At 45.0% G+C, this 18,929-nt stretch carries 16 protein-coding genes, 1 tRNA gene and 1 other RNA gene; 4 read left to right on the forward strand and 14 right to left on the reverse strand.

Going from position 1 to position 18,929, the window contains the following annotated elements; genetic code table 11:
- Window positions 1-131: 131 nt before the first annotated feature.
- The 3 genes from pyk to ACVC7T_RS09095 form a co-directional block, all read right to left on the reverse strand.
- Window positions 132-1,637: a pyruvate kinase gene (gene pyk, locus ACVC7T_RS09085; protein WP_105111854.1), complete on the reverse strand. Its 1,506-nt coding sequence runs from the start codon at window positions 1,635-1,637 to the stop codon at window positions 132-134.
- Between the two features lie 64 nt (window positions 1,638-1,701).
- Window positions 1,702-2,712, reverse strand: a complete 1,011-nt coding sequence (pfkA, locus tag ACVC7T_RS09090) for a 6-phosphofructokinase (protein WP_172073595.1) — start codon at window positions 2,710-2,712, stop codon at window positions 1,702-1,704.
- A gap of 79 nt (window positions 2,713-2,791) precedes the next feature.
- Complete coding sequence (locus ACVC7T_RS09095; RefSeq protein ID WP_447262828.1) at window positions 2,792-5,902, reverse strand: DNA polymerase III subunit alpha; 3,111 nt, start codon at window positions 5,900-5,902, stop codon at window positions 2,792-2,794.
- Between the two features lie 149 nt (window positions 5,903-6,051).
- Here ACVC7T_RS09095 and ACVC7T_RS09100 point away from each other — a divergent pair, with 149 nt between their 5' ends.
- The 3 genes from ACVC7T_RS09100 to ACVC7T_RS09110 are packed head-to-tail and all read left to right on the forward strand — an operon-like array spanning window position 6,052 to window position 7,911.
- The gene (locus ACVC7T_RS09100) at window positions 6,052-6,426 is read left to right on the forward strand and encodes a GntR family transcriptional regulator (RefSeq protein ID WP_105111857.1); all 375 of its coding nucleotides are present in this window, start codon (window positions 6,052-6,054) and stop codon (window positions 6,424-6,426) included.
- The gene (locus ACVC7T_RS09105) at window positions 6,419-7,126 is read left to right on the forward strand and encodes an ABC transporter ATP-binding protein (RefSeq protein WP_394731367.1); all 708 of its coding nucleotides are present in this window, start codon (window positions 6,419-6,421) and stop codon (window positions 7,124-7,126) included. The genes ACVC7T_RS09100 and ACVC7T_RS09105 overlap by 8 nt, the downstream gene beginning before the upstream one ends.
- 17 nt (window positions 7,127-7,143) lie before the next feature.
- Window positions 7,144-7,911 carry an ABC transporter permease gene (locus ACVC7T_RS09110; protein ID WP_394731368.1) on the forward strand — a complete coding sequence of 256 codons (768 nt, stop codon included), beginning with the start codon at window positions 7,144-7,146 and terminating at the stop codon, window positions 7,909-7,911.
- A gap of 97 nt (window positions 7,912-8,008) precedes the next feature.
- Here the strand turns inward: ACVC7T_RS09110 and ACVC7T_RS09115 are convergent.
- Together ACVC7T_RS09115 and ssrA are read right to left on the reverse strand one after the other, a co-directional pair.
- Window positions 8,009-8,096: transfer RNA gene (locus ACVC7T_RS09115), tRNA-Ser, on the reverse strand.
- Window positions 8,097-8,098: 2 nt separating this feature from the next.
- Window positions 8,099-8,446, reverse strand: a transfer-messenger RNA (tmRNA) gene (gene ssrA, locus ACVC7T_RS09120).
- 105 nt (window positions 8,447-8,551) lie between these two features.
- Between ssrA and ACVC7T_RS09125 the strand changes: the two genes are divergently transcribed.
- Window positions 8,552-9,145, forward strand: coding sequence for a TVP38/TMEM64 family protein (locus ACVC7T_RS09125; RefSeq protein ID WP_394733568.1), 594 nt, complete (start codon window positions 8,552-8,554; stop codon window positions 9,143-9,145).
- 48 nt (window positions 9,146-9,193) lie between these two features.
- Here ACVC7T_RS09125 and ACVC7T_RS09130 read toward each other — a convergent pair whose 3' ends face one another.
- The 9 genes from ACVC7T_RS09130 to rpoD all read right to left on the reverse strand — a co-directional run bounded on the left by ACVC7T_RS09130 (window position 9,194) and on the right by rpoD (window position 18,928).
- Entirely contained in the window at window positions 9,194-9,820 is a 627-nt protein-coding gene (locus tag ACVC7T_RS09130) for a hypothetical protein (RefSeq protein WP_105160551.1), read from the reverse strand.
- A 90-nt stretch (window positions 9,821-9,910) separates the two neighbouring features.
- Entirely contained in the window at window positions 9,911-10,786 is an 876-nt protein-coding gene (gene aguB / locus ACVC7T_RS09135) for an N-carbamoylputrescine amidase (RefSeq protein WP_447262829.1), read from the reverse strand.
- 106 nt (window positions 10,787-10,892) lie between these two features.
- Window positions 10,893-11,996, reverse strand: coding sequence for an agmatine deiminase (aguA, locus tag ACVC7T_RS09140; RefSeq protein ID WP_447262830.1), 1,104 nt, complete (start codon window positions 11,994-11,996; stop codon window positions 10,893-10,895).
- A complete protein-coding gene (gene nspC / locus ACVC7T_RS09145) occupies window positions 11,993-13,120 on the reverse strand; it encodes a carboxynorspermidine decarboxylase (protein WP_447262831.1) in 1,128 nt (375 codons plus the stop codon). The genes aguA and nspC overlap by 4 nt, the downstream gene beginning before the upstream one ends.
- On the reverse strand, window positions 13,121-14,380 hold the full coding sequence (locus ACVC7T_RS09150; RefSeq protein ID WP_447262832.1) for a saccharopine dehydrogenase family protein: 1,260 nt from the start codon (window positions 14,378-14,380) through the stop codon (window positions 13,121-13,123).
- A complete protein-coding gene (gene speE, locus ACVC7T_RS09155) occupies window positions 14,380-15,237 on the reverse strand; it encodes a polyamine aminopropyltransferase (RefSeq protein WP_172053564.1) in 858 nt (285 codons plus the stop codon). The genes ACVC7T_RS09150 and speE overlap by 1 nt, the downstream gene beginning before the upstream one ends.
- 2 nt (window positions 15,238-15,239) lie before the next feature.
- Entirely contained in the window at window positions 15,240-16,688 is a 1,449-nt protein-coding gene (locus ACVC7T_RS09160; protein WP_447262833.1) for an aminotransferase class I/II-fold pyridoxal phosphate-dependent enzyme, read from the reverse strand.
- Window positions 16,689-17,205: 517 nt separating this feature from the next.
- On the reverse strand, window positions 17,206-17,529 hold the full coding sequence (locus ACVC7T_RS09165) for a metal-sulfur cluster assembly factor (protein ID WP_029172169.1): 324 nt from the start codon (window positions 17,527-17,529) through the stop codon (window positions 17,206-17,208).
- Between the two features lie 280 nt (window positions 17,530-17,809).
- Window positions 17,810-18,928, reverse strand: coding sequence for an RNA polymerase sigma factor RpoD (gene rpoD / locus ACVC7T_RS09170; RefSeq protein WP_105111872.1), 1,119 nt, complete (start codon window positions 18,926-18,928; stop codon window positions 17,810-17,812).
- Window position 18,929 lies beyond the last annotated feature (1 nt).

Here is an 18,929-nt window from a genome sequence, read left to right on the forward strand (position 1 = left end):
GGATTTAGGAACTTTACGAACTTTAAAAACAAGATATATATTGCTTTAAACATCAAAAATGAGAGAACGAATTTCGTCCTCTCTAGGTGTTAGCTTTTCATCTACCCACTACAGTTGACAAAGAGCCATTATTATTGTACGGTGCGCACACGCATTGTGTTTGTAGAACCTGCTACACCTACTGGTACACCAGCAACGATTACAATGTTATCACCTGCAACAACAAGTCCTTCTTCCTTAGCAATACGCTCAGCCAAGTCGAACATATCGTCTGTTGAATTTGGACGGTCTGTCACAACTGGGATGACACCCCAGTTAAGCATCAATGATTTCTGAACTTTCTCAGTGAAAGTAATTGCCAAGATGTCTGCATCTGGACGGTATTTAGAGATAGCACGCGCAGTGTAACCAGTTTCTGAAACTGTTACGACCAACTTGATATCCATTGAGTGGCAAGCATCTTTAACCGCAGATGCCACAACCTCAGTTTTAGATGAACGGTTGAAAGTGTCAGAGTTCAAACGACCGTACTCGTTAAGAAGAGTTTGTGCGTTTTTGTTAACAGTTGCCATAGTGCGAACTGATTCAACTGGGTATTTACCGTTAGCTGACTCACCTGAAAGCATAGTAGCATCTGTACCGTCGATAACAGCGTTGAAGACGTCAGAGATTTCTGAACGAGTTGCACGTGGCTTGTCAGTCATTGTTTCCAACATGTTTGTAGCTGTGATAACTGCTTTACCAGCTGCATTGACTTTCTTGATGATCATTTTTTGGTAAACTGGAACCATTTCAAATGGTACTTCGATACCCATGTCACCACGCGCAATCATGATACCATCTGAAGCTTCGATGATTTCATCAATATTGTCGATACCTTGTTGGTTTTCGATTTTAGAGAAGAGTTGTACGTGTTCGTTACCGGTCTCTTTCAAGATAGCACGAACTGACTCAACGTCTTGTGCAGTACGAACGAATGAGATAGCGATGAAGTTAAGACCTTGTTCAAGACCGAAACGGATATCCGCATCGTCACGCTCAGCAAGCGCTGGGAAAGGAATCTTAGTGTAAGGAATGTTTACACCTTTTTGCTTAGCAATAACGCCATCGTTCTCAACACCAACGATAAATTCACGTTTTTCTTCATCTTTGGCAATAACAGTCAAACCTAGTTTACCATCGTCAACAAGAATTTGCTTACCAACTTCAACGTCGTCGAAGATGTCTAGGCCACCAGCAACGTTCAAGGCAATCACTTCTTGAGTTGACTTGATACCTTGTTTTGTAGCAACACGCAATTGGTCACCAGTCTTATAAGCGTACTCACCTTCGCCTGATTCGAACAATTCAGTACGGATTTCAGGACCTTTTGTATCAAGCAAGAAACCTACTTTTTTGCCAGCGATTTCTTCTGCGCGACGTACAGTTGCCATACGTGCACCTTGCTCAGCATGGTCACCATGTGAGAAGTTGAAACGGAAAACGTTAGCACCTTCAGTAATCAATTGAGCGATTTTTTCAGCTGATGCTTCAACATCCAACTGCTCACCCCAGTAACCTGACTCACCGAATTTCTTACCACCGCGGAATTCTACCGCAGGTCCAAGGGTTGCAACGATTTTAACACGTTTGTTCATCTTAACTAAACTCCTTCTTATTTCTGGTCTTATGACCTTAATAACTAATTTTCTAGACTATCTATTAGATAGACAAGTTACGGTTCAACTCAGCCATGTCAAGGTCTGCTTTGTGCGGATTGTTAACGACAATCTTACCTTCATCAGTGAGGCTAAACAAGGCACCTTCTTCGGCAGTACCAAGGATTGGGTTTTCCACCATTTGCTCATTGCGGATACCGACAGCAAGTCCACCACGGCCTTCTTTGAGCAATTTAACAGCGTGAGCACCCATACGTGACGCAAGAACGCGGTCACGAGCTGTTGGTGAACCACCACGTTGGATGTGACCAAGTTCCGTCACACGAAGGTCACTTGTGTCACCAGCTGCTTTCAATTCTTCAGCAAATTGAGCTGCTGGCATAACACCTTCTGCCAAGACAATAATGCTATGTTTCTTGCCATTGTCATAACCTGCCTTGATGCGAGCAACAATATCCTTGATATCAAACTCTTCTTCCGGCACAACGATAACGTCCGCACCTGATGCGATACCTGACCAAAGGGCAATGTCACCTGCATGGCGACCCATTACTTCGATAACAAAGGTACGACGGTGACTAGAAGATGTGTCACGAATCTTATCAATGGCATCCATAGCTGTAGTCACAGCTGTATCAAAACCGATGGTAAAGTCTGTTCCTACGATATCATTATCGATTGTTCCTGGCAAACCAATTGCTGGGAAACCATGCTCTGTCAGGCGCATCGCACCGTGGTAAGAACCGTCACCACCGATAACAACAACGCCTTCAATACCATGTTTTTTCAGCTGTTCAATCCCTTTTAATTGACCTTCCAATTGGGCAAATTCAGGATAACGAGCTGAACCGAGGAAGGTACCACCACGAGAAATGATATCTCCTACTGAGCGTGCAGACAATTCATGGATATCTCCGGCAACCATTCCAGCATAGCCTTCATTGATACCGTATACTTCCATTCCTTCTGAGATTGCTTGGCGAACAACTGCACGAATGGCAGCATTCATACCAGGTGCGTCACCGCCACTGGTCAAAACACCAATACGCTTCATTATATGCTCCTTCAATTTTCAATTTAACTGCCTTATTATAACACACTTGACTAGATCTTGCTCGTCTTTTTACGCTTTTTCAACGAAAAACCGTTTTCATAGCAAATTCAGCCAACTCTTGCTCTAATTGAGGCGTTTTCATCACTTGAAACTGGTTTACCTGAATGGTCTGATTGCTGTCTTGGTAATGCAGAACGACAGGAATTGATCCCTTATATTTGGCTAAAATTCGAGCAACTGCATGGTCATGCTCCCGGTTTTCCAGTAAAATCCACAGCTTTTCCAGACTGACTATTTCTAACTTGTCAGCCACCAGTTGTAACTGTCCCTCCCTTTCCTGGACCTTGCCAGTTACGTAGAGGATATCCCCTTCCTTCAAGAACTGCCCTGTCTGTTGGTAGAGTTCCGGAAAGACCGTGACTTCCGATTTATCTTTCATATCGGTCACTTGTAGAAAGGCCATGGGCTGACCCGATTTCTTGGTCCGAATCCGGCGGATAGACTGAACTTGTATCAGGATGGTCACCCGATTTCCAGCCACCAAATCGCCTAAATCGGTCACAGGTCGCTGGGTCTCCTGTCGGAGCTTAATCAGAGGATGAGGACTGATACCGATACCTAGCACGGCCTGTTCCAGCTGGTATTTTTCACTATCATTAAAGTAGTCCGACTGGAGCCAGCTATAGGTCTCCTCCGCAAAAAAGCTACCAAAGGCATCTGCAAAGACAAAGAGATTGTCCAGATTTTCTACTATCTTCTTGCGATTGGACTCAAATTCATCAAATAAACCGATGTGAATGAGCGGAGTCAGCAAATCCTTCTTTTTATACTGGGCAGGCAGTTTCAAGATAAAATCTTCGACCGACTTGTAGGGACGGTTTTCAATCAACCAGAGGGAGAAATCCTTGGGCAGACCCTTGATATTTTTCAAGCCTAGATAAATCTTGGACTTGTCGAACTTGTCATAGTAGGGAATGGTGTTCATCGACAACCTAGCCACCTGAAAGTCAAATTGCAGGGCATCCGTTATATATGTACTGCTAGAGAAATTCAGCATGACATCAAAGAAGATGTCCGGATAGTGGGTCTTGAAATAGGCCATTTGGAAGGCCAGGGCCGAATAGGCGTAGGCATGACTGCGGTTAAATCCATAACCTGCAAACTTGGCCATCATGGCAAAAATCTTCTTGGCCTTGGTTTCCTCATGTCCATTGGCTAGCGCTCCTGCCAGAAAATCCGCCTCCATGGCCTGCATCTCCTCAGCCTTTTTCTTGGACATGGCCCTGCGGAGCAAATCGGCTTTCCCCAGAGTAAACCCAGCATAAACCTGGGCTATCTGCATGACCTGCTCCTGGTAGAGCATAATGCCATAGGTTGGTCGGAGAATGTTTGCAACGGACGAATCCAGCAAATCAATCTCTTCCTGACCTTGCTTGCGTTTGACAAAATTATCGATATAGTCGCTGGCACCTGGTCGGTTGAGACTGGTTGTCGCTACCACATCTTCAAATCGGTTGGGCTTGACCCTCTGGAGGAGATTGATAGCTCCCGGTTGTTCAAACTGGAAGATCCCCTTGGTTTTACCAGCAGCAAAGAGCGCCAAGGTAAGTGAATCTTCCAGGTCAATACCGGCAATATCAATAGTTTTCCCATATTTATCAGCCACAGCTTGGGCCATTTTTTGGACAAAGGTCAGGTTACGCAGGCCCAAGAAGTCCATTTTCAACAGACCATTGGCCTCGACAGCATGGGCATCATACTGGGTAATCAGCATGTCCTCACCCATTTTTAGGGGAATTGTATCCGTCAGCTCTTCATCACTCATAACGACACCGGCTGCGTGGATAGAGGTCTGGCGAGGCTGCCCTTCAATCTGCTGGGCAATAGCAAAGGCCTTCTGGTACTCTATTTTACTGTTGATGAGCTGGCGGAAGGAAGCATTGCGCTGATAGGCTGATGCAAGACTGTCTTTAAAAGAAATCTTGCGGGTAATGTTGGTCAACTCGTATTCGGGCGTGCCAAAGCGTTTGAAAACATCCCTTATAGCCTGCTTGGCCCCAAAGGTCGAATAGGTCACAATTTGGGCAGCATGGGTCGAGCCATAACGGTCACGAACATAGTGGATAAAGTCTGGTCGATGAATATCCGGAATATCAATATCAATATCCGGCATGGAATAGCGTTCTTCATTTAGGAACCGTTCGAAGAGCAGATTGTGCTTGACCGGGTCAATGCCTGTGATATTAAGAGCATAGGCCACCAAGCTCCCTACTGCAGACCCCCGTCCCATTCCCATATAGTAGCCCTGGCTACGTCCAAAGCGCAAGAGGTCCCAGACGATAAGGAAATAGTCATCAAAGCCCATCTTGTGAATGACAGCCAATTCCCTATCCAATCGCTCTTGATAAGCCGGCTCAAATAAGCCTTTTTCTCGCAAGCCTGCCTCAGCCTGCTCGCGAAGTTCTTCTACTGCCGACCGTTGTCTGTTGAAACGTGGTAATTTGAGACTTTTGTCCAAATCATAGGAAATACCTTGAACCAGTTTTTCCAGATTGACCACTGCCTGTGGAAAGCGGCTGCTAAACAAGTCTTTCAGACTATCTGCCGATAAAAGGACCTGACCTGGCTCCAAGTCAGGGACTTGGTTGAGCTGGACATTATCCCGAATTGCCCTCAGCACCTGGAGGGCCTGAGCCTGCTCTCGGTCAAACAAACGAACGGGATAGAGAGGCAAGATAGGTTGTGTAAACTCTTGGACAGGTGTTTCCAAGCCCACACCAATATAAAAATCCAGCCCCAGGTCTAACTGGTCAATTCCTGGAAAATAAGGCAGGATAAGGGCCACATCTTGCAGATACTGACGAATGCTCTCAAAATCATCCTGTCCCAGCATCTTGGCCGTTGATATCTTAAGGAGATTGCGATAGCCAGTCGTAGACAGGGCTACTAATTTCGTGGCAATTGGATGCTCATAGCCAGCCAAATCCCAGTCGAACTCACAACCAATGACAGGCTGTAGACCAACTAATTGACAGCTTTCCATAAAACTGTAGGCTGCATAGAGATTATCCCTATCCATCATCCCAATGGTCCGATAGCCCAGCTCTTTGGCCTGCTGGACATAGCGGTCAATGGTGACCATGCTATCCATAAAGGTATAGACGGTTTTGGTATCTAATTGTGCTAGCATGGCTACCTCCTTTTTCTATATTATATCAAAAATTCCTTCTAATTTTTTTCAAAATATCGTCTCTTTTCGCTTGCATTCTTAAAAATATTATTGTATTATGTAATCAGAACAAGAACACAGGGAGCCTGTCTCCCGGAAAGGATTCTCTTATGGCTTGGAAATTTGATAACAACATGCCCATCTATATCCAAATCACCAATACAATTAAATTACAAATTGTAACCAATCAATTAAAACCTGGAGATAAGTTGCCAACCGTGCGGGACCTGGCTGAAATTGCCGGTGTCAACCCAAACACGGTCCAGCGGGCCCTGTCCGACTTGGAGGCAGAAGGTTTTGTCTACTCCGTCCGCACAACAGGCCGCTATGTGACAGACAACCAGGAACTGATTACTCAGACCCGCCTCCACCTGGCGCAAAAGGAATTGGAAAACTTTATCAACAATATGTTGGACCTCGGTTTTAGCCAGGACGAATTGACCGAACGATTGGATGATTATTTGAAAGGAATTAGCTATGAATAACCCATATACTTTAGTCGAACTGCAACAAGTTTCAAAATCTTATGGCGGAGCTGTTGCCCTCAACAATGTCAACCTGAAATTAGGCGCTGGAAAAATCATCGGTCTCCTGGGTCCAAACGGTTCTGGTAAGACCACTCTCATCAAGCTCTTAAACGGTTTGCTCCAGCCTGAATATGGCCAAATCATTATCAACGGCCGCACTCCTTCACCAGAGACCAAGGCTATCGTGTCCTATCTGCCAGATACGACCTATCTGGACGAGCATATGAAGGTTTCAGATGCCCTCACATTCTTCACGGATTTTTACGCAGATTTTGACAAGGAACGGGCCATCCATCTCTTGCAGGACCTAGGAATTGACCTCAACGCCCGCATGAAACACCTGTCAAAAGGAAACAAGGAAAAGGTGCAGTTGATTTTGGTCATGAGCCGCCAGGCCCAGCTCTATGTCTTGGATGAGCCAATCGGTGGTGTAGACCCTGCAGCCCGCGACTACATCCTCACAACCATTGTCAACAACTATTCGCCTACTTCTTCTGTCATCATCTCTACCCACTTGATTTCAGATGTAGAGCAAATTTTGGATGAGGTCATCTTTCTTCATTATGGAAGTGTTATACGTCAAGGAAATGTCGACGATTTGCGGATTGAAACGGGTGAGTCTATCGATCAACTCTTCCGTCAGGATTTCAAAGCTTAGTCAAATAGGAGATAATTATGTTTAAGAAATTGGTAAAATACGAATTCCAATCTGTGGGCAAGTGGTACTTCGGTATCTATGCCGGAACCCTAGCTTTAGCCACTGTGCTTGCTTTTTGGGTACAAGCCATATCCAGCCGTTCTGATCAGCCTGAAATAGCTGAAGGGATTTTCGTGGGATCCGCCTTCATGATTTTCGGTATCCTAGTAGCAGCCCTCTTCCTCTCAACCTTCCTTATGATTATCAATCGTTTCCGGAAAAATGTCTATGGTAGACAGGGCTATTTGACCATGACTTTACCTGTCAATGAGCACCAAATCATCCTCAGCAAGCTCTTTGCCTCTCTGGTTTGGTATCTCTTGTCTGGTATTACAGCCGTTCTTTCCATTGGTATCGTCATAACAGTCCTCCTGATAAACACCGGCGAGGTTCTTCCAGATCTACAAGTTGTTCTGGAACAGATAAATGTGGCATCACTAGCTAGCTACTTAATTGACAGTTTTATCGGTGCCATTACTTGGATTCTGCTTATCTATTTTTCAGTTTCTGTCGGTCAACTCTTCAAGGACCACCGTCTCCTGTTCGCGATTATCACCTATATCGGTATCACAGTCGTGGTCGGCATTTTGACGAATCTGCTGTATTTAAATAATCTGGAAGGAATGTTCGGTTCACCCTTATCACTCTATCCAAACCCAGTAATGGTCCTAATCAACATTATATTGGCCTTCGCCTACTACTTTGGTACCCATTACATCATGACCAAGAAATTGAACCTACAATAAAAAGAAAAACGCTCTCTGCCAGTTACTTTTGTAGCTAGTAGAGAGCCTTATTTTGCAAAAGAAAAAGAACAGTCAATGCTGTTCCTTCATTTCTATACGGAAGACATGGGATTCGAACCCACGCACGCTGTTACACGCCTACCGCGTTTCCAACACGGCCTCTTGAGCCTCTTGAGTAATCTTCCATATATGGAGCTGGTGGGAGTCGAACCCACGTCCAAACACCTGCTAACTTATTCGTCTACAACCATAGGTTATGTCTTGCTTTAACTTGGGCTCGATACATAACTCAAATCCAGACCAAGCGAGTTAGTACATCTCTTTTGGGACAGCCTAACTCAATCCCAACGTAGCTTGTTATTTTAAGACCAATCAGCAAACACAAGCAATTCGCGACTGGTCACGCAGGCAGGTTATTAAGCTGCTAATGCGTAAGTGTTTGTATTTTTTGCAGTTATATTTAACTGGCATTTTTACATCTGCCGATGAGTTGCAGAACAAGCCTCATAATGCCTGTCGAATCCGTAACAACCCCGTAGGTTTGATACTTGGTTAGTATAACAGATTTTAGTAAAAATTGCAAGACTGCAATCGCTTAATTTCATTTTCAAATTTTCTAGAAATATGGTAAAGTAATATCATGTACAAATTCTCTCAAAAAGCCATCCAGGTCCTAAGCGTTCTAACCTTGATTGGAACGGCTGTTTTCCTCTTTTGGCTCTATAAAATCGGGATTCTAAATGACCAAAATATCCTCAGTCACTTCATCAAGAGTCAAGGGGCACTGGGTAGTCTGTCCTTTTTATTGCTACAAATCATTCAGGTTGTTTTCCCTATCATTCCCGGTGGTGTTACTACTGTTGTCGGATTTCTAGTATTTAATTTTTGGTGGGGCTTTTTGCTCAATTACATTGGTATTTTTGTCGGCGGTATTATCCTCTTCTGGTTGGCCAGACGCTACGGCAAAAAATTCTGCCTGCTCTTTATGTCTGAAGAAACCTTCTACAAATATGAAAGCAAGATTGACAACAAGCGCGGTTACGAGATATTCTTTATCCTCTGTATGCTATCGCCCATTTCGCCTGCGGATATCGTTGTCATGATTACAGGATTGACCAGTATGAGCTACCGAAAATTCATTCTCATCACCCTCCTCTGCCGTCCGGTTTCCATCGTTGCCTATAGTTATTTTTGGATTTACGGCAGCCAGTGGTTACAACAATTCTTACAATAAAAAAAATCCTCATCTATGCGTTTAGATGAGGATTTTTTAGTGCTGACCTTAGTTATAAAAGGTTCCATTTTTTGCGTATACTCTGTAAATTCCATCTTTTTGTCGAACAAATCGAAAATCTACGAATGTTTGCTTTGAACCAGATCCATTTTTGTAAAATATTTGAAGTTCTTTCCTTTCTTCGAAAATTCCTCCTCCATAAGCAAACAGAGTAGCTTCATATGGTAGACCTCCCAAAGCAATCACCTCTTCATAGCCCATCCCGCCTTGTCCTGTATTGCTATCTCCCACGATGACTTGCTGAAACACTTCTTTGGTCCACAAATTCGTATTTGGATCTGCTTCCTTGGTCGGGAACTGGTCATCTGGTAAATAAAAGACTTCCTTATTCATTAAATAGTAGTCTGAACCATTTTTATAAAAGACCAATTTAAGGTTTCGCTGGTCTTCATTGATCCCATACTCCATAGCAGCGTAAGTTAAAAATAAGTATTCTTCTGAATATTCGCCGAATCTAGCTGATGAAGGTTTTCCATATTTCTCAATGATATCCGACAAACTATCCCCAGTGGCATCCTCTTTCATCCCAGTTACCAAACTATCATAGTCTTTCAGTGTCCAATTAAAACTAAATTCTTCTTGTGTAGCAGTCAATCCGCGCGTAAAGTCTGTCACGCCTGTGTCACTAGCTTCTGTCCAAGTTTGACTGACCGCTGACGAAAACTGCCGATCCGTACTCACAGAACTTGGAGAATAGGTTGAACACTATTGACAAATAGACCTGTACATGTGCGGTCTACGATCTCTAAAGAGTCCCCAGTCTAAACGCTCACGCGCTCCCTTGTCCAAATCATAAGTAGCAAGCAAGACAGCTTCCTCCTCACGACCTGCTTTCTCAATCAATTCACCTGTTTCATCTGTCAAGAAAGAGGAACCATAGAAACGCAAGCTAGACGATTGACCGCCATTTTCTGCAGAAGGCTGCACGTCTTCCAAGCCAATACGGTTGGCTGCAATGACTGGCGTGATGTTGGCTGCCGCATGGCCCTGCATGGTTCGTTGCCAATGTCCTTGGCTATCTGTATCCAAAATCGGCTCCGAACCAATAGCTGTTGGATAAAAGAGCAATTCTGCTCCATTCAGCGCTAAACAGCGAGCAGTTTCTGGAAACCATTGGTCCCAACAGATGCCAATGCCAATCTTAGCATAACGTGTTTCCCAGACCTTGAATCCAGTATTTCCAGGCGTGAAGTAAAACTTCTCCTGATAATAATGGTCGTCAGGGATATGCGTCTTGCGGTAAACTCCCAAAACACTACCATCCACATCAATGACCGCAATGGAATTGTAGAGGCTATTTCCATCTTTTTCATAGAAGGAAATAGGCAAGACAACTTGCAATTCCTTGGCAATAGGAATAAAGTGCTGAACAGCATCATTCTCATCTACAGACTTGGCATAGTTATAATAATCATACTGGCGTTCTTGACAAAAATAAGGACGCTCAAAGAGTTCAGGCAGGAGAATAATCTGCGCTCCCTGACCAGCAGCCTGTCTGACCAAACGCTCTGCGGTCGCCAGATTTTCCCGAAGGTTCTGACTACACTGCATCTGGACAGCTGCTACAGTAACATTTCTCATATTATTTATCCTTTTCATAAATTCTTTATGGGAGATAGAATGTACCTGAGATAAGGAAAGGCGGTACAGGCTATACTAGAGTATGCCAAACCGACTTGACGCTATATCAGGGACATTTAGCCCCATAAAGGGGAATTTGCTGGGTGATACAGTGAATATTCCCACCTCCTAGCAGGATGTCTCGTGCTGGTATACCGACGACTTTTCTGGTTGGAAAAAGCTGCGCTAGGAGATGCAGTGCCTGCGCATCATGCTCATCATCAAACTGGGGCACCAGAACCGCACCGTTGCTGATGTAAAAATTCACATAGGAAGCCGCCAAGCGTTCTCCAACAGTCCTTTCTTCCTCCCCCGCTTCATAGACATAGCCTGGCAAATCCTCTTCTGTTATTAGAATAGGATGTTTGGGAATAGGCAGTTTGTGAATGGTCAACTTTCTACCCTTGGCATCCACTTGCTTTTCCAAGTAGTCCCAATCTGCCTTGGACAGGGCATATTGGAGATCTGACTCATCATCTGTCCAGGCCAAGACCAGCTCAGCTGGACCGACAAAGGCCGCAACATTGTCCACGTGTTCATTGGTTTCATCATTGAAAATTCCGTATGGAAGCCAGAGGACCTTTTTTGCTCCGAGAGTATCTAGAAGCACTTGCTCAATCTGGTCCTTGGTCAGATGAGGATTGCGGCCTGGGCTGAGCAAACAGGATTCGGTCACCAAGATGGTTCCTTCACCATCGCTATGGATGGCTCCACCTTCTAGGACAAAGGGATGGGCATCATGGACTGGTAGACCGATGGCCTGACTAAATCGACTAGCCACCTGATCATCTGCTTCATAGTCCTGATAAAGACCATCATAGCTTCCGCCCCAAGCGTTAAAAGCCCAATCGACAGATAAAGCTCTGCCATTTTCATGAACCAAGACCGTCGGACCTGTATCACGCGCCCAAGCGTCGTTTGTGGGAATGTCCAGGTAGGTTACACCATCACCCAGCATGGATTGAGCCTCCTCACGGTGTGCCTCATCGACCAAGAGATAGACCTGCTCGCTTTCAGCAATGGTTTTAATGACCTGGCTGAAGGCTTTTTTCGCCCCCTGACCATCAAAGGGCCAGGAACCAGGACGGGTCGGCCACACCATTAGTGTCCCGTGATGGGGCTCATACTCAGCAGGCATGCGGTAGCCAGCCGCTTTTGGACTTTCTATCATGACAACCTCCCCTTGAAATCTTCATAACCAAATTCCTTGATAATTCGGCAGTCACCAGTCTTGTCCATCAAGACCAAACTTGGCAGACCGATGCCGTTGAAAGTATTGTTTTTGACAAAAGAATAGATGGCCATATCTTCAAAATAGAGCTTATCGCCAATCTCCACAGGCTTTTCAAAGGAATAATCGCCGATGATGTCGCCCGTCAGACAGGTATTGGAAGATAGTCTGTAAGTAAATTCCTTCTCTCCAGCCTCAAAGCCATTTCGCAGCGGTGGGCGATAGGGCATTTCCAAGACATCTGGCATATGGCAAGTAGCCGAAGCATCCAAAACCAGCGTCTCAATGCCATTTTCGACAATGTCTAAAACTTCTGTCACCAGATAGCCCGCATTGAGGGCGATGGCCTCGCCGGGCTCAATGTAGACTTCTAATCCATAGGTTTCCTGCATATGCTGGATAGAGGAAATCAGCAAGTCCAGATCATAATCCTCTCTGGTCACATGGTGACCACCTCCCATATTGAGCCATTTAATACGGTGTAGATAGGGGCCGAATTTAGCCTCGACAGCATCCAAGGTCGTTTTCAAATCATCCGAATTTTGCTCACAGAGGGTGTGAAAATGCAGGCCATCCACCAAGTCCAGCAGGTCTTCTGAAAACTGGTCAATGCGAACACCGAAACGAGAACCCGCTGCGCAGGGATCATAGAGGGCATGTTCACCTTGGGTCGAACATTCTGGATTGATCCGCAGACCGACACTGACTCCAGCTGCTCGGCATTTGTCCACGTGCTTGCGGAGTTGGCGCTCTGAGTTAAAGACGATATGGTCTGCAATTTCCAAAATCTCCTCCAAATCCGCATCCTTAAAGGCAGGGGCAAAGACATGGACTTCGCCCCCAAACTCCTCACGACCGAGTTTAGCTTCATAAAGACCAGATGCGGTGGTTCCAGCCAGATATTGGCTGATAAGGGGATAGGTAGCGTACATGGAAAAGGCTTTTTGAGCTAAGAGGACCTTACAGCCTGTATCGTCTTGGACCGACTTGAGAATTTCTAGATTTTTTACCAGCTTAGCTTCGTCAATGACATAGGCTGGTATTGGGACTTGATCGATTCTCATCTAGTCCACCAAAACAGGATTTTCTACTACTTGCCAAGGTAGACCATATTGGTTGAGCAAGTCCATAAATGGATCTGGATCCAATTCTTCCAAGTTGTAAACGCCTGGTTTTTTCCAAGTTCCGTCCATGACAAGCTTGGTTCCAATCATAGCTGGCACACCAGTTGTGTAGGAAATAGCCTGGGAACCGACCTCTTTGTAGCACTCTTGATGGTCACAAACGTTGTAGATGTAAATAGTTTTCTCCACGCCGTCCTTGACACCTGTGAAAATACAGCCGATGTTGGTTTTTCCAACAGTACGAGGACCAAGGCTGGCTGGGTCTGGCAAGAGAGCTTTGAGGAATTGAATAGGCACTACTTCATGTCCATTAAAGTTGATTGGGTCAGTCCGCAAGAGACCAACATTTTCCAAGCATTTCATGTGAGTCAAGTAGGATTGACCAAAAGTCATAAAGAAGCGAATGCGTTTGACACCTGGAATATTTTTAGCAAGAGATTCGATTTCTTCATGGTGGAGGAGGTACATATCCTTCTGCCCCACTTCTGGGAAGTCATATTCTCGCTTGATAGACATGGCTTCAACTTCCACCCATTTGCCATTTTCCCAGTAGGAACCTGGGGCAGAAACCTCACGCAAGTTGATTTCAGGGTTAAAGTTGGTCGCAAATGGATAGCCGTGGTCTCCACCGTTACAGTCTAGGATGTCGATATAGTGGATTTCATCGAAATAGTGCTTCAATGCGTAAGCAGAAAATACACTGGTCACACCTGGATCAAATCCAGATCCCAAAAGTGCTGTCAGCCCTGCTTTTTCAAAACGCTCCTTATAAGCCCACTGCCATGAGTAATCAAAGTAGGCTGTAAATCCTTCTTCTTCACAACGTTTTTCGTAAATAGCACGCCATTCAGGATTTTCAGTATCTTCACTTTCATAATTGGCTGTATCAATGTAGTCCACACCAGTCGCCAAGCAAGCGTCCATGATGGTCAAATCTTGATATGGGAGGGCAACGTTCAAAACAGCTTTTGGTTGGTAGCTTTCAATCAAGGCAATCACTTCTTCTACCTTATCCGCATCCACTTGGGCAGTTTCAATTTTTACGGAAGTTTTTCCTTCTAAGGCAGCCTTCAAATCATCACACTTTGACTTGGTACGGCTGGCAATCATGACCTCTTTGAAAGTATCTTCTGCCTGGCAAACCTTGCTGATGGCAACCTGAGCAACTCCACCACAACCAATCACTAACAAACGACTCATTATTTTTTCTCCTCTTCTTCTAAAATATCTTCGACATAGCGGGGCAAGAGAAATGCTCCGATGTGGAGGTTAGCGGTATAGTATTCTGTGAAAAGCTGACGCGCCTTCCATTTTTCCTTGTCAAAATCTTCGATGGGATGGTATTTTTTAGAAGCAAAGCCAAATAACCAATAGCCTGCCGCAGATGTCGGAATATGGGCCTGATAGACACGGCTGATAGGGAAGGATTGGGCCGCCTTTCTGTGCATAGAACGAAAAGCAGACTCGTCTTCGTCATAAAATGGCGAACCATGTTGGTAAACCATGATCCCATCTTCCTTCAAAGCCCTATAGGCATTACCGTAAAATTCCTTGGTAAAGAGTCCTTCCGTATGCCCAAAAGGATCTGTCGCATCATTGATGATGATGTCATACTCGTTTTCACAGTTGCGCAAGAAACGCAGGCCATCCTGTAAATAAACCTCGACCCGCTCATCTTCTAAGCCAGAGGCATAGTCTGGGAAATACTGACGACACACTTCAACCAAGAGTTCATCTGGCTCAACCACATCGATGCGTTCGATTTCAGGATACATACTGAGAACTTGGGCAACGCCACCATCTCCACCACCTAAAATCAAGATTTTCTTGGGATTGGGATGGACGGCCATGGGCACATGGACAGCCATTTCGTTGTAAACAAAATCATCTGCATCTGAAAAGAGAACCCGACCGTTAAGTGTCAAAATCTTTCCAAAGGCTGGTGAATCCAGTACAGCAATGTCCTGAAATTCACTCTTGCCAGCATAGAGCTGCTGGCTGGTCCGAATGGATAACTTGACATCTGGCGTTTGGACTTCTGAAAACCACATTTCCATCTTTAACCCTCCTTAATGACATTGATAAAATTAACATCTGGATCTTCTGTACCTTGGACGGAGCAACCGCGCTCCTTGGCAAAGATGATGTAGTCAACAATTTCCTGAGTCACTCGTTCACCTGGAGCCAAGAGCGGAATACCAGGCGGGTAGCACATAACAAATTCTCCGCAGACCTGACCAACTGCTTCTTGCAGGGAACGGCTTTCCCGCTCCGCATAAAAGGCTTCCTGCGGTGACAAAACCAGCTGCGGCTGGATGTATTCTCCCGAAATCAAATCCGAACCATCTCGTGAGTAGAGACGCTTGATGTCAGCCAGAGCCCCCACCAGCCGCTCGATGTCCTGCAGGCGGTCACCGATGGAAATATAGGCCAGGATATTGCCAATGTCGCCAAATTCAATCTGGATGTCGTACTCATCCCGCAACAAATCATAGACTTCAATCCCCGTCAGACCAATGCCCTGCGTATAGATGGAGAGCTTGGTTACATCAAAATCATGCACCGTTTTGCCATCAATCAATTCCTTAGAATAGGCATAGTAGCCACCGATAGCATTGATTTCACGACGAGCATACTCAGACATTTCAATGACCTTTTCAAAAGATTCTTTGCCACGAAGGGCCAGATTTCTCCGTGAAATATCCAAACTAGCCAGCAAGAGATAGGAAGCGGATGTCGACTGGGTCAGATTGATAATCTGACGGACATACTCCACATTCATATTTGGACCGACCAATAAAAGCGAACTCTGGGTCAGACTACCACCTGACTTATGCATGGAAACAGCTGCCATATCAGCCCCCACATCCATAGCTGCCTCTGGCAATTGGTCCGAAAAATGCAAATGCGCACCATGAGCCTCATCTACCAAAACTTTCATGCCCGCTGCGTGAGCTTTTTCAGTCAAGGTTCGCAGGTCCGAACAGATGCCATAATAGGTCGGATTGTTGATTAGAACCGCCACCGCATCAGGGTGTTCTGCAATGGCCTGTTCAAAGGCTGCATTTTCCAAGGCAAGAGCAATGCCAATCCGTGGCTCCACGCTCATATCCACATAGACAGGGATGGCACCACAAAGGACAAGGGCATTGAGGGCTGACTTGTGGACATTTCGGGGGAGGATAATCTTATCGCCCGCCTTACAGGTCGCCAAAATCATGGTCTGGACTGAGGAGGTGGTTCCTCCAACCATAAGAAAGGCATGACTGGCACCAAAGGCTTCTGCCGCCAATTCCTCTGCCTCTCGAATAATGGAGACGGGATGCCCTAGATTATCCAAGGGCTTCATGGAATTGACATCAATCCCCACGCATTTTTCTCCTAACAGTTCGACCAACTCTGGATTACCCCGGCCCCGCTTATGTCCAGGCACATCAAAGGGAACAATCCTTTTTCGGCGCAACTGTACCAATCCCTGATAAATAGGGGCTTGGTGTTGATTTTTCATATTGAAAAACTCCTTTGCTTGATGGACTCCCACCCTTTTTTAAACAAGTAAAAAGAGCAGGGTTCATCCTGCTCTACAATCTAAATTGACGTTTTTTATTCTTCTCTTGAGTTTATGTGCCTACCGTTTCCTACTCTCCAGTGCAAATATATACGTACTTTATTGACCGTTTCACAAGATGACGTGTGCTTTCACCACACTGACAAAACTAGAAATTAGGAAATCTTTCCTAACATCAACTTATAAAATGTAGGCTTTTAACCCTATCAATAATGTGGCTCACGCCACGCTTCGGCATTCGACCCGCCTGTCCGTAGGCTTTGGTTATGATCAATAGCAGAGCTACTCATCCCATATAGGTCTGATATTTGCTAGAATAGGTATAATAACTTTTCCTAGGCATGTTTATTGTAACACGGAAATTCTTCTTTGACAAGTAGTATTTTTAATAATTTTTACAAAAAATCCAAACATTAATAAAAAAATGGCTTCAAACGTTCGAAACCATTTTGTTTTTTTATTTTATTCCTAATGCAATTCGAGCATAACGACTCATTTTTTGAACGGTCCAAGCTGGTGACCAAACCAGTCTCACATCTACTTCTGTTACTTCAGGAACATCCTTCAGTACATCATGAATTTGATCGGTAATCAAATCAGCTAAGGGACAGCCCATGGTCGTCAAGGTCATATCAATTTCAGCCTTGCCCTCAATAAATCGGATTTCATAAATTAACCCTAAATTGATAATATCAATCCCTAGTTCAGGGTCAATCACATCTTCAAGAGCATGAAAAATACGCTCTTGAATATCTTTTACCTGTTCTTCTGTATACGTCATTTTTCTCTCTTTCTTGTTCACAAGTTCAATACTAGAAAAGAAACAAACCAAGTTTGTGTCAAAACCTCCCCCGGACTTTCGCTTGTTTCAAATTTTCAGCGAGCGGTTGATTTTGTCTCCCATACAGCCTGCTCTCTTATTTTCAAGCAGGCTTCAACAGTCTGGGAGACTGTTGAAGGTTGGAGATAAAACAAACCAAGTTTGTGTCAAAACCTCCCCCGGAGGTTAGCCTCGCTTTCCTATTTCTAGGCTCGGGTTAAAACACCACGTTAGTGGTGTTTTAATCCTCAATAAAATCTCTGAGTGGTTTGCTGCGAGATGGATGGCGGAGTTTGCGGAGGGCTTTGGCTTCGATTTGGCGGATGCGTTCGCGGGTTACGTTAAAGACCTTGCCTACATCTTCCAAGGTGCGCATTTTTCCATCATCCAGTCCAAAGCGCAGGCGGAGAACATTTTCCTCGCGGTCAGTCAAGGTATCCAGAACCTCGTCCAATTGTTCACGGAGAACGACGCGGGTTGTGTAATCAACTGGATTTTCAATTACTTCGTCCTCGATGAAATCCCCCAAATGGCTGTCATCTTCCTCACCAATTGGCGTTTCCAGAGACACAGGCTCTTGAGCAATTTTCAAAATTTCACGCACTTTTTCAGGCGTCATATCCATACGCTCAGCAATTTGTTCTGGCGTTGGGTCTTGACCAAGTTCCTGCAAGAGGTTGCGTTGCTCACGGACCAACTTGTTAATAGTTTCCACCATGTGCACAGGAATACGGATGGTACGAGCCTGGTCCGCAATGGCGCGGGTAATGGCCTGACGAATCCACCAAGTCGCATAGGTCGAGAATTTGAACCCTTTCGAGTAATCAAATTTATCAACGGCCTTCATCAAGCCCATATTGCCTTCTTGAATCAAATCAAGGAACTGCATACCACGACCAACATAACGCTTGGCAATAGATACCACCAAACGCAGGTTGGCCTCAGCCAAACGTTGCTTGGCCTCAGGATCGCCCGCTTCAACAGCAAGCGCCAATTCCTGCTCTTCTTCGTTGGTCAAGAGGGGAACAACACCGATTTCCTTGAGGTACATGCGAACTGGGTCATTGACCTTGGCAGAGTTGCTGCCAAGTAATTCCTCATCAGAAAGTTCTGGCTCTTCCTCTACCTGCATAGCACGCGCAGAAGGATTTCCTTCCTTGTCCACAATAGAAATCCCTGCGTCTTGGATACGCTGAAGAAGGTCATCGATGCCGTCCGCATCCAAGGTGAAAGGAATGACAAGCTGGTCATTGATTTCGTCATCTGTCGCAGAACCCTGCTTTTTATGGTTGCGGATAAATTCTGCAACTTGGACATCAAAAGTGGTCACTTCATTTTTCTTGTCTTTTTTATTTGTCATC

It is taken from the genome of Streptococcus sp. P25B114, assembly GCF_053010325.1.

Bases quoted from the DNA above. Each gene is read 5' to 3' on its own strand.
- ACVC7T_RS09150 (WP_447262832.1), bottom strand. From the start codon at position 14,380: ATGAGTCGTTTGTTAGTGATTGGTTGTGGTGGAGTTGCTCAGGTTGCC.
- aguB (WP_447262829.1), bottom strand. From the start codon at position 10,786: ATGAGAAATGTTACTGTAGCAGCTGTCCAGATGCAGTGTAGTCAGAAC.
- pyk (WP_105111854.1), bottom strand. From the start codon at position 1,637: ATGAACAAACGTGTTAAAATCGTTGCAACCCTTGGACCTGCGGTAGAA.
- ACVC7T_RS09100 (WP_105111857.1), top strand. From the start codon at position 6,052: ATGGCTTGGAAATTTGATAACAACATGCCCATCTATATCCAAATCACC.
- ACVC7T_RS09160 (WP_447262833.1), bottom strand. From the start codon at position 16,688: ATGAAAAATCAACACCAAGCCCCTATTTATCAGGGATTGGTACAGTTG.
- pfkA (WP_172073595.1), bottom strand. From the start codon at position 2,712: ATGAAGCGTATTGGTGTTTTGACCAGTGGCGGTGACGCACCTGGTATG.
- ACVC7T_RS09110 (WP_394731368.1), top strand. From the start codon at position 7,144: ATGTTTAAGAAATTGGTAAAATACGAATTCCAATCTGTGGGCAAGTGG.
- ACVC7T_RS09125 (WP_394733568.1), top strand. From the start codon at position 8,552: ATGTACAAATTCTCTCAAAAAGCCATCCAGGTCCTAAGCGTTCTAACC.
- rpoD (WP_105111872.1), bottom strand. From the start codon at position 18,928: ATGACAAATAAAAAAGACAAGAAAAATGAAGTGACCACTTTTGATGTC.
- ACVC7T_RS09165 (WP_029172169.1), bottom strand. From the start codon at position 17,529: ATGACGTATACAGAAGAACAGGTAAAAGATATTCAAGAGCGTATTTTT.
- aguA (WP_447262830.1), bottom strand. From the start codon at position 11,996: ATGATAGAAAGTCCAAAAGCGGCTGGCTACCGCATGCCTGCTGAGTAT.
- ACVC7T_RS09105 (WP_394731367.1), top strand. From the start codon at position 6,419: ATGAATAACCCATATACTTTAGTCGAACTGCAACAAGTTTCAAAATCT.
- ACVC7T_RS09095 (WP_447262828.1), bottom strand. From the start codon at position 5,902: ATGCTAGCACAATTAGATACCAAAACCGTCTATACCTTTATGGATAGC.
- speE (WP_172053564.1), bottom strand. From the start codon at position 15,237: ATGGAAATGTGGTTTTCAGAAGTCCAAACGCCAGATGTCAAGTTATCC.
- nspC (WP_447262831.1), bottom strand. From the start codon at position 13,120: ATGAGAATCGATCAAGTCCCAATACCAGCCTATGTCATTGACGAAGCT.